Source organism: Shewanella sp. 1180_01 (assembly GCF_052850535.1).
In genome coordinates this window covers 26,047-37,032 of the sequence record NZ_VXCT01000047.1, presented here as the reverse complement: position 1 = coordinate 37,032, position 10,986 = coordinate 26,047, and the positions used below count along the sequence as shown (strand labels likewise).

At 37.3% G+C, this 10,986-nt stretch carries 7 protein-coding genes; 3 read left to right on the top strand and 4 right to left on the bottom strand.

All coding sequences use genetic code 11. From position 1 onward, the window contains the following. Nucleotides 1-966: 966 nt before the first annotated feature. Entirely contained in the window at nt 967-1,218 is a 252-nt protein-coding gene (locus tag FW758_RS19040; protein WP_076502211.1) for a helix-turn-helix domain-containing protein, read from the top strand. A gap of 122 nt (nt 1,219-1,340) precedes the next feature. On the opposite strand, the gene FW758_RS19035 is transcribed toward FW758_RS19040, so the two are convergent. From FW758_RS19035 to FW758_RS19025, 3 genes are all read right to left on the bottom strand, one after another. Beyond that, on the bottom strand, nt 1,341-3,845 hold the full coding sequence (locus FW758_RS19035) for a hypothetical protein (RefSeq protein ID WP_446446227.1): 2,505 nt from the start codon (nt 3,843-3,845) through the stop codon (nt 1,341-1,343). A 177-nt stretch (nt 3,846-4,022) separates the two neighbouring features. Continuing rightward, nucleotides 4,023-4,841: a hypothetical protein gene (locus tag FW758_RS19030; RefSeq protein WP_446446226.1), complete on the bottom strand. Its 819-nt coding sequence runs from the start codon at nt 4,839-4,841 to the stop codon at nt 4,023-4,025. Between the two features lie 46 nt (nt 4,842-4,887). After that, entirely contained in the window at nt 4,888-5,100 is a 213-nt protein-coding gene (locus FW758_RS19025) for a hypothetical protein (RefSeq protein ID WP_446446225.1), read from the bottom strand. 413 nt (nt 5,101-5,513) lie between these two features. Between FW758_RS19025 and FW758_RS19020 the strand changes: the two genes are divergently transcribed. Together FW758_RS19020 and FW758_RS19015 are read left to right on the top strand one after the other, a co-directional pair. Beyond that, nucleotides 5,514-7,514 carry a DEAD/DEAH box helicase family protein gene (locus tag FW758_RS19020; protein ID WP_446446224.1) on the top strand — a complete coding sequence of 667 codons (2,001 nt, stop codon included), beginning with the start codon at nt 5,514-5,516 and terminating at the stop codon, nt 7,512-7,514. A gap of 43 nt (nt 7,515-7,557) precedes the next feature. After that, complete coding sequence (locus FW758_RS19015; RefSeq protein ID WP_446446223.1) at nt 7,558-9,411, top strand: DEAD/DEAH box helicase family protein; 1,854 nt, start codon at nt 7,558-7,560, stop codon at nt 9,409-9,411. 141 nt (nt 9,412-9,552) lie between these two features. Here FW758_RS19015 and FW758_RS19010 read toward each other — a convergent pair whose 3' ends face one another. Next, nucleotides 9,553-10,977, bottom strand: a complete 1,425-nt coding sequence (locus FW758_RS19010; RefSeq protein ID WP_446446222.1) for an SEC-C metal-binding domain-containing protein — start codon at nt 10,975-10,977, stop codon at nt 9,553-9,555. Nucleotides 10,978-10,986: the final 9 nt, after the last annotated feature.

The window sequence follows — 10,986 nt, the reverse complement described above, 5'->3', positions numbered from 1 at the left end:
ATAAAATAAGCATGCCAATATCCAGCATTATTAAGGTTCTAAAAAATCACCGGAACAATGCTGGTTTCAACATTTCAACTGTTATTACCTTCACATTAGCTAAGCAACATTTCAGTTGTTTTCAGCCCATCAAATAATTCTAGAAATTGTCGAACTAACATAGATGATTTTTTACACACCTACACTTGATAACATACCAACTGCCAGTATGCCTAAGATGGGTAGATAAGTGCTGAATGAGTGAAAGAATATCACTAAGGTAAAACCGGAAAAAAATGATTGGAAGGGAGATTTTAGACTAAACAACTATATTAAAATCCACATTTGGATCCCAAATAGTTCCCAAAACAAAAACAGCGACTCGTAAGTCGCTGTTTTTGTTTAATAATTTGGCGGGAGAGAGGGAGTCGAACTATAGGCGTAACACATTGAAAAGTATTGAGAATAAAGACATACCACAGTGCCGCATTACTTTTTGCATTACTTCCGATTTTTGATAATTTCTTCAATTAGACCAATAACTTACCCTGGGAATCCGGCTCCTCAACTTTTAACTAAAATAATAGCATAAGCCATTGTATTTATTATACTTTACTGCATCGTCAAAAAATTTAACTATTACTAGCACTAGTCGCCATATTCAAATGTTTTTCACACATCTGTGATTTATTTTGATGGCTCAATGCCAAGATCTTACATTGCTTAAGTAACGGCACTTTATCACTAAAAGGCAAGCATAAGACACTGCTTGCATGTGTTTAATTTTAAGTGTGCAACAATAAACATGCCATATAACTAATCAACGATCTCATTCGCTTTGGCTATCTGGAATACTGAACTGAGCCAGCGATGGAGATGTAGTGGTCAACTATCCTGATGACTTTCATACATTCCTACTCCTTCATTTAATGTAAAAATAAAACATCTCAAAATGGGATATTTTACAACTTACTCTAATATCCGAGCATGAAAAAAATATGGTCGGATCGCGAAGAAGCTTTGCGTAATGAACTGAAAGCCATGCGTAAGATGGCTGGGTTCAATCAAAGTGAACTTGCTCCTAAATTAGGCAAACCCCAAAGTTTCGTATTCAAGTACGAGAGCGGGGAACGTCAACTCAAAATACTAGAGCTTGAGCAGGTTTGTCTTGCTTGTGGCACAACAACACATGCATTATTGAAAAATTTTAGTGAGCAATATGCCGTCACCAACGTATAAATTTGAATGAGAGGATTGATACGTATCAGTTATTATTTATAGGACGTATTAGACGAGCTAGTAGAAGTTAAAAACGTTTACTAGCTCTCACCTATCAATTATTTAGTCTAATGTTTAAGCATTTAAGCGGCTAGCTCATCTATTGCTTGAATAACATTTTTGGTTTCTATTGAGAGTTTTTTGCGCTGTTTAATCACTGAAACAAATAGAGGCTTCATTCCCAAATTAGCTATCGCATATCGATTCTCGTAATTTGCATACATATTTTCTAAAAAAACAGGTGTGATTATTTTCTCTAAATTCTGATTTACATTATCTACTTCTTCACGTGTGAACATAAATGTGGTTGCTAAATATTCAAACTGGTCTTTGACAACTTTGAGCATTTTTTGACTATCGGCTTCCATAAATTTGCCTGACACTTTATTCACTATAAATGCAGAAACTGTCCCCCCCACCATACCACCGACGACACGGCCAGCGACCATACCAGCAGGCCCAAAAGGCGAAAACAAAGCACCACCAGCTATCGAGCCAATCGTACCACCAACAACAGAAGATGAAACAACTGCGGCATTTTTCAAAAATTGCGCGCCTGAAATACGCCCTCGAATCATTTTGACTAGATCTGGACCGGTTGAAACGGCTATCAAAACCGCAGATGTGATAACAGTCCCTCTTAGCGCTTTGTTTATACCGGAGGTTGAACTCACACCAAAACCATCTCCTAATATCGTTCTACAACTTGGAGAAAGATTAGAAACATCAATAACTCCTAATGTCCTTTGCACACTAGATAAGCGATGAAGTTGTTGAACGGTAACATATATCGACAGAGAACGACTAAAGGTCTTACCAGCTTGTAATGTTGCAACCTTAATTGCCTGATTTTTATCTCTAGTATTAATGAAATAAATTGCTGCGGTAATACCAAAACTAATACTTGCGGATTTAAAACCAACGACTACACCTTCTGCAAGATCATAAGAAATTGATTCAATAGTTCCAAATTTGGTGATATTCCTAGCTTGGTCATATGTAATGTTTCCTTTAGATATAATGTCTTTAGCTTTTTCCGGATCAGTAACACCAGGAACTTTTCCCTGTTTGATTTTTTCCGCAAATGTCCTTACTGCATCGTCATATTGTTCTTTTGGCACTTCAAGTAACATTGGGCGTCCATTATCATCGAGATATCGATAGTCCCCATCGCCATGAAATGCGGCATTAACACTACGTCGCCCAGTTGCACAGTATTTAGTTTGGAGCAACTCGCCATTAACGAAACGATCAGCTCCGTCTTTCTTATTGTCCCCCCCAATGGTTGATGCTGATTTACCCGATAGTTTATCTATATAGGTATTAGCATTCTCAGCAGCAAAACCATGGCCTTGACCTCCATCAGCAAAAATTTTATGGTTATCATTCCAGGCTTGTGCGCCAGACATTATGATAAATCCTGAAGAAGCTGCACTACTTAAAAATTCATCATAAGGCTTATTTTTAATACCCAAACAAAATTTCTCTGTTTCTTTACAAATATCAGAACAAAACCATTCTTGGGTTATAGGTTCACCTGATTCCACAGTAAATCCACAACAGCTGCATGTTTTCACACGGCTGACATTCCTATATGAAAAATATTTACGACCATCATTGAAATTATATAACCCAGCTGTTTTCAAATCATTTTCAACATAATAAATAGCATTATTTTTCTCAAACGAAAAAACATCAATAACTATTTTTACCAGTTCATCCTTATTAAAAGCAAAGCCAGCATCTATCACACCCTCAAAAACTCTATTTCTAGATTCGAAGTCATCCTTTCTAAATACAGCGACATTCTTATTCGCCAATTCCAAATCAAATAGATTGCCTTCCAACACACCAAGTGCAACATAATCTTTAACAACATGAATAATGTCAATATCATCTATAGAGTTAGAATCACCTTTCAGATCAACAACTAATTTATCAATGTAAATCACATCGAAGTCATCAAATGAAGACTCTATATTAGAATACAAGGAATCTAATTCATAAATTGAGCCAAAAGCGTAAGCTGAGGCAAAGAGTGATATAAGCCAATATACAAGTCCTACATACCAGACCACTTGACTATCTACATAAAAACCCACAGCAACACTTAAATAATAAGCGATATCATAGATAAAAAATGATATTGCGGCTGTAAAAATTGAAAAATATAGAGAAAAATAAATTTCTTTTCTCTTAGATAGGAAAAACTCGATGCCATACAGCTTCTTACTAATCTCTTCAAAATTACGTAACTTTACCGCAACAGCGATATATGCAGCTGATATTGCAAGATATTTAAGTGAGCTAAATGTCAGTAAATCAAAGTAACCTCCATCCCAAAAAAAGCCTATATACACTGAAGTAAAAATCGAAAATATACAAAATAAATAAAACATTACATTATTTATTTTTAAAGTGTTAAACATTCTTTCAACAGCATAGCTAACACCAGCCTGGACTCCACATAAAGCGAAAATCCCAAGACCCAATATGATGCCGAGGAGATACTTAATTATCGAAAAACATTTTTTCAATACAAAAAGGGCCAAACACAGAATGAAAAAACCGACTATTAGCTGGATCATCCTTGATACTCCATTTTATTATTCTAACCATTTTGAAAACCATCAATATAAACCCAATTGGTTTAAACACCGATTGGACTAAGCAGTAAATGTCCACAAAAACTGTTTTTACTGCTTAACTATTTTTCAACTTATTCGCTGGCCATTCCGCTTCAAAAACTAGTTCTAAAGAGATCACTACCACGCGAACAAGCGAGTTTCAGCTTTACTGCTATTTAAATACTCAGCCCCTGTTTCTTCAGCTGTCAAACGGCCAAATTTCTTTAAATAAAGATCCAGGTCAGTGAAGGATTTACACTCAATCGTCGTATTTACAGGTATAGGTAAAAGGTCTGTGCCTTTAAAATTACTAACTTTTAATCCATAGGATTCGAACGCCTTAAGCTCCGCATCACTGCACAGGTTTAATAATTTGTGTTCGAAAACCCTGCCCTGCAACCAAAGCTTAACATTGCCGAGAGAGAACTCTTCAATATGAGAATCTATTTCACCATCCTTAAGGTCATTGGCACGTTCCATTGAGTAAACTGTCATGACAAGTGCAACACTGAATTTTCTTTTACCAATGGTAATTTCAGGTGAGTTAATTTCACACTTATGGTCGCTTGAAGAAAAATCGAAGAGTTTATCTTTCCTTATACTTTCAGGTCCTTCAATTTTTTTATCGCCGTATAATTCATTTTTTAACCATGGATGCGTATGAAATGAACCAATATAATTAAAACCATCACCAAAAACTGAAGCTATATCTTTTTTTAATTCTAGTGAAGATGGGTTCCAACGAACACTTCCCCTAGCACGTTTCGCTGATGTTTCGACTGATACATGCTCAATGTTACACTTAAAGGGTAATTGTCTATTAATAGAGCCCCAAAGGTGTGCACCCGTTTCAATAGCAACTAATTTTTGTTTATCATGCTTTATTGCATATGCTTCTAAAGCTGCCATAATCAGTTCAAACAGTGCACTTTTATTAATTTTAACAACCGCGGTCATAAATATTCCATCCTTGATAAGCCAGCTATAACCATTTTAGTAACGCTCATTTTGAGTCGCTCCAACCAGACGTCATCAATTCATTAAAATCACGACGTGAAAGTACATTGGAACAATCGCGCCAATCTTTCTCTAATGGAGACATAGTCTCGGTGTAACGCAGATCAAAACCGTTAGCCTGTTTCTGGGCGTTGATGTACTCATCCAGCACGACACTTAGGACATACATCAAACCAGTTGTAGCCACGCGTAATGACATCACTTTTAAACACCACTATTTTGTGCCAGTCGCAATTCGAACAAATAAATGTCGTGCAAGGGGGAGGAACAGGCATGGTAATCCTTACGCAAGCTTGAATTTGACACATGCTACACGATAAGACTCAACCTTTTCTACTCACTAAGATCATATTTTTAATAAATATTTGCACTATAAATTACGGTGTCTTCATCTTTGCTGTATATGTATTTTTTAGCACTACACTGAAACCATATTGTGGTAAACGCAAACACATTAACTTAAACATCAGTGGCATCATGCAGGTGTAGTATCCTCTTGCCAGACTATCTAAAATTCTCACTTCACAATTTCAATTAAACATGCGATTTTTAAAATATATTAATTAAAATTAACGTGTTATAGTATTTTAAATTAAAAACAAGGTAGCCAGAATGGACTCAAAAGCTCAAAAAATGCGTCAAAAAGTACAGCATATTTTAGATAGTAACGCATTGCACTCTCACCAAATCAATGCTGCACAAAAAACCTTTAATGCATTATCAAGTGAGCAAGTCAGGGCCGTTGTTACCGCTGCGGAAATGCAAGCAGGCAAATCGGGAATCGCGCTGGCTTTATGTTGTTTACAACGACTTAGCTTAACTGTTCAACAAATTTGTAACAGAGCACAGCTCAAAGATACACTTTACCTTGTCACAATGCCCGATACCGCACTCAAAGAACAAGCTGAAGAAGACTTAAAACTAGCCAAAAACGTTGTTGTCAGTAACTTTGTTAACTTTGAAAAAGCGCTTGAGAATGAGTTCAAAGGCAACCCACCTAAACTGATTATTATCGACGAATGTCACTATGGCTCTAATGTGGCAGCCGTTCGATATAGCAAAATTTTCGATTATCTAGAACAAGAAAACGATTCCTGCAACGTTGTGTTTATTTCAGCAACACCTTTTGGTGCGCTTTACGGTGCGGAAACCGAATATCAAGAAGCGTTAGAACTGCAAACAGAAGCAGAATCTAAGCAGGATGAAGAACTTTTAAAAGAAGCTAATGATGTTGCCTCTAAAGCACTCAAGGATTCGATTTTAAGACGCGACTTCAATACTCGCCTGGTTTTTCATAAAACAAGTGATGAGTATTACGGTGTTCGCGAAATGTTAAATAATGGTAAGGTTAAAGCGCTTATTGACGATAACCGCAATTTTCTTTTCCCATCGCAGGAAAGAGATGCATTTATAACTCAATTTAAGCAACACGAAGGGATGGGGTGGTCGTTAGTTAGGGTACCAGCAGGATTGGCAATGGAGGCCAAACAATTTTTAATCACGCAAGGAATTGACGAAAACGCCATCTACATTATCGGTAATTCATTGAGTGGTGTACCAGAAGACGAACATTGCTCAATTGAAAGATTTAAAAAGGAGTTTGATGACGCATTGTTGTTCGAAGATAAGCTGATAGCGATTACGGTCGCCAGTGCCCGCGCGGGTATCAATTTCGGTGCGATGATGAAAAACAATCTCATCTCTACTTGGGATAGTACAGTCGCCAGTGTCGCTGCTGTAGTTCAAGCAAACATTGGTCGTGCGTGTGGTTACCATGGCAATAATGCATCGACCCACTACACCAACTTAAATGCAACTGAAGCATATGGCGCAATACTAGACCACTTAGAACTTACCTGTTCCGACAACGCCGCCTCTGATTTTGATGGATTGAAAGAGTTTTTTGATGATATTTGTCAAGAATATCAAGTAAATGGCCTTGATGTTGGACTTACAATTAAATACAAACGTCGTAGACCAATCGGAGATGTAGAAACCTATAAAACCGATAGTTACGTTGCAGTCCCAGCGAAGCTGCTTGAGGAAGATGCAGATTTTAGCCAATTCACTCGAGACAAGCATTTTTTACAGGCAATAGACGTTATTCGGAATGAATTTACTGCTAAAGGAGCTCCCTGCGTCAAAGGCAGTCGTGCTATGCGCGGTAAAGGCAAAAACTGGATCAAGGCGCATTGGATTAATGGCGATAGTTATAACAACCCAGAAAAAGCTCGAGTTGATGGAACTCAAAAAGAGAAAACCATCATGTACACAGGCATGTTAGATAAAGGTGAATATCTTGAATTCAATAGAGTTGTCGCTCCTGGCTCCGGTGAATTATCAGAGAACAAACTGATCACCGCATCGATATTCAGTATCTACAATATATCCCGTCGTAAAGTAGATAAAAAGATCATGTCCTTGGATGATGTTTGGGCAATGTGTGACTACTTTGGTATTGAACGCGATGACACTATGTTTGTTCTCTATAAACGTGGTGAATATGACATTGAGCGCTCTTTAGCTAAAAAAGAACATAATAAACTTCCTGATAAGTCAGGTGAGTTGAGTGATGAGTCACATTTTTCAGACATTGCTGAAAATGCTTACTAAATAGCTGCAGTTTTTCCAACAATTTGACTAAAGATCTGAGCTAATGACACAGAATCACAGAGAATACGCTGAAAAAGCGATATTGGACCATACGTTTGAACATCAGAGAAATGCTGCTAACAACACATTCTCTAAATTCAATACAGGCTCGCGAGCCGTCGTTATTTGCGCTGAGATGCAATCAGGTAAATCTGGGATTGCTTTAGCATTAGCAGGGTTACAACGACTATCACTTTCTGATGAATTCATTCGCGATAGAAAAAAGTTAAAAGATACACTTTACCTAGTCACCATGGCTGATATAGCCCTTCAAGAACAAGCTAAAAAAGATTTAGCTCCATGTAAAAATGTCGTTGTAAGCAACTTTACCAACTTCGAAACAGCCCTAAAAGTGGATTTTAAACATCATCAGCCACAACTTATTATCATTGATGAATGCCACTATGGTTCAAGTAGCGACAGTGTCCGTTATGATAAAGTGTTCAGTTACTTAGAAAGGGATAATATTCATTGCCGAGTTGCTTTTGTTTCCGCAACACCATTCAGCGCTCTTTATGCTGCGGGTGCAGACTCCATATTGCACCATAACTTTAATACCTCTCTCGTATTTCATCAGACAAGTAGCGAATATCATGGTATTCGCCAAATGCATCGCCTCAACCAGATTATTAGACTTGATGAGAGTCACCGAGATTTCTGTGAAGAATCGCTGATGAGAAAGCGCTTTATTAAGCAATTTAAAGAACATGTGGGTACTGGTTGGTCTCTCGTCAGAGTTCCAAGTAATCAAGCAAAGTTGGCAAAACAGATCTTACTCGAAAATGGTATTGATGAAGACCAAATTCACATAGTTGGCCAAAAGTTAGTCGGTGTTGAGGATCATGAACTCTGCTCCATTGATGATTTAAAAAGGGAGTTTGAAACGGCAAGTCTATTTGATGAAAAACTAATTGCTATTACTGTCGCAGGATTCCGCGCTGGTGTTAATTTTGGTCAGGAAATGAAAGAGACATTAATCAATACCTGGGACAGTAGTATTGCCAACATTGCAGCAGTGGTCCAGGCCAACATTGGTCGTGCATGTGGCTATCATCAAAATACACAGGCAAAACACTATACCAATCTAGATGCGGTTCGAGCATACAGTGAGTTATTAGAGCATTTAGAGTCCCAAGATAAGGACAAAGAGTTTGAAGGACTTCAGGACGTATTTGAACAAATTTGCGCTAAGTATAATGTCCGAGGATTCGACAGAGGCACTCTTGTTACACCCACAGTAGAAACTACCGTAACCAGAAAGCTTGATGACTCAAAAACATACTTAACCAAAGGTTACATTGTCGTTCCTGGTAAGCTTACTGATTCAGATTTTGATTATAGTGCATTGACTACTGACTCTGAATTACTAAGCGCCATTCAACTTATTAGACAAGAACTGCTCGGCAATGATGGGCCGTTTCGTAAAAAAGGTCGTGCATTACGTGGAGAACATCAAAACTGGATTAAGGCTCAATGGGTTAATGGTGTCACTTATAATGACTACACAGCTAGTTGTGCTAAATCTAGGGCACAACATTTTACTCAGAGCTTAAATAATGGTGAATCCGTCGAATTCAACCGCATTGTGAATCCTGGCGGTGGTGAGAAAACCGAAGATAAACGAGTGATGGCCAGTATCTTTAGTATTTATAATTTGTCAGGACAAATGGACGCCTACAAGCGTGCTATGGACATCGAAGATATGGCAGAAATTTGTACGCTATTTGATATCGAGCTAGATGACACGTTAATCTTGCTCTATCAACGAGGTGATTACTCTCAAGAGCTAACCGATTCGATCGTACAAAACGTTGAAACTATACAAAGTGGTAGGATTAAACATAAAAGCGTATTTTAGGTAAATGCACTAGCATAGATCAAAAAAGCCGCTTTTATAGCGGATTACGTTACCAATGATAACAAACAACATTTATACAAATCCAAGTGTAACTAAAACACAGTAATATAAATGGTCCTTGAATTAACTATAGGCTCTCAGCTATCGCTCTAATATCGATTTCGTAACCATAGTACTATTTCTATCAACGCTCGAACCACAGCATTTTTTATATTTTTTACCAGAGCCGCATTGGCATGGACTATTTACTGGATACTTCTTTTTCATAACTTTTTGATGCACTTTATTTTCGTTAGCAGACAAACTATCAAAAGCCGCTATAACCGATAACATTTTTTCTTGCATAACTTTAATGCCATCATTTAAAAACATATTAATGAATAAAGTAGCTTTATTACTTCCGAGCCCTTCTGCTTTTTCAAGTAAAAATCTTGATCGAGTAAGATCTTTAGCAACAATATCAGCATGATATAAAGCCTGTCCTAATTCGAGCATTGAAGAAACACAGCCTAATTCGATAGCTTTTTCTATATAAAAAAGGGCTTTATCGAGTTCTTGTTCGCATGCTTTTCCATCAGAATAATAATAATACAGCCACCGTAGTGCGATAACTTGATCTTCCGCAGCCGAAGACACTAAAAGATCAAATGCTTCTTCGTATAGTGCTTCTCTATATTTCAGAGCGCCGAGAAGCGCTTTTGAAGGTAAATTTCCTTTTTTTGCTGCAACTTCTAATGCTTTTCGGCCTTCTATTTTGAGTTCTTCACTAATAGAATCGGATAAAACAACATCGGCAAAGTGGTATAGATACTCGGCATTGGTGCGACTATACATATAGTCAATGCGCTTATTTTTATCCGAAATATAGGATAAAGGCACGCCATCAAGCTCAGCATCTATTTCAATAGCAGCTCTATATAACTCTGCAGCAATACGTAACATTGATTTTTGATGCGCCGAGTTTTGTTCTGTACAAACTACGCTTGGATTTGTACCTAAATACTCTTCGAAAAGCCTTTCAACAGCCTTCCCCGCCAAAAACTTATCTTTTGCATTATCAGAAAGCATTGCTTTCGCAATTAACTCTTTATATTCAATATGAACTAACTGATCTTCTACTACTTTATAATTAATCTTATGATTAAAAAGTTGCTGTCTGAAATAGATAAATAATGTGCAAACATCTGTACGGCAATGTGCAGCATCTTTTGTTAAACTGCCAAAGTCACTAATAACTGAATCACTTTCTTCTGAGCTTCTAGAATGAACGACTGAATTAGCTGAGATTCGTATTTTGTGTAGCCTTGAAGTTGTCTGCCTATCTATATAACCAAAGCCTTCTAACTCATTAATAACCTCAAATAAGCTTAACCCAAAACAGTGACTTAAGTCATAATGTTTAGCTAACCTATCGCACAGTAATTCAGTTATTTGCCTAAAGCGCATTAGTGATAGATCAGGAAAAAGCCTATAAACCTCTACTGCTTCAGTATATTTTGTCGCTACTTCGTTTCCAAAGACCTTTGACAATTCAATATCAGAGATAGAAAGTGCATTTGTATCCATACGAATAAA

Excerpts from the sequence above, each read along its gene's own strand:
- FW758_RS19025 (WP_446446225.1), bottom strand. The coding sequence starts at position 5,100 with ATGTCATTACGCGTGGCTACAACTGGTTTGATGTATGTCCTAAGTGTC.
- FW758_RS19040 (WP_076502211.1), top strand. The coding sequence starts at position 967 with ATGAAAAAAATATGGTCGGATCGCGAAGAAGCTTTGCGTAATGAACTG.
- FW758_RS19020 (WP_446446224.1), top strand. The coding sequence starts at position 5,514 with ATGGACTCAAAAGCTCAAAAAATGCGTCAAAAAGTACAGCATATTTTA.
- FW758_RS19010 (WP_446446222.1), bottom strand. The coding sequence starts at position 10,977 with ATGGATACAAATGCACTTTCTATCTCTGATATTGAATTGTCAAAGGTC.
- FW758_RS19035 (WP_446446227.1), bottom strand. The coding sequence starts at position 3,845 with ATGATCCAGCTAATAGTCGGTTTTTTCATTCTGTGTTTGGCCCTTTTT.
- FW758_RS19015 (WP_446446223.1), top strand. The coding sequence starts at position 7,558 with ATGACACAGAATCACAGAGAATACGCTGAAAAAGCGATATTGGACCAT.
- FW758_RS19030 (WP_446446226.1), bottom strand. The coding sequence starts at position 4,841 with ATGACCGCGGTTGTTAAAATTAATAAAAGTGCACTGTTTGAACTGATT.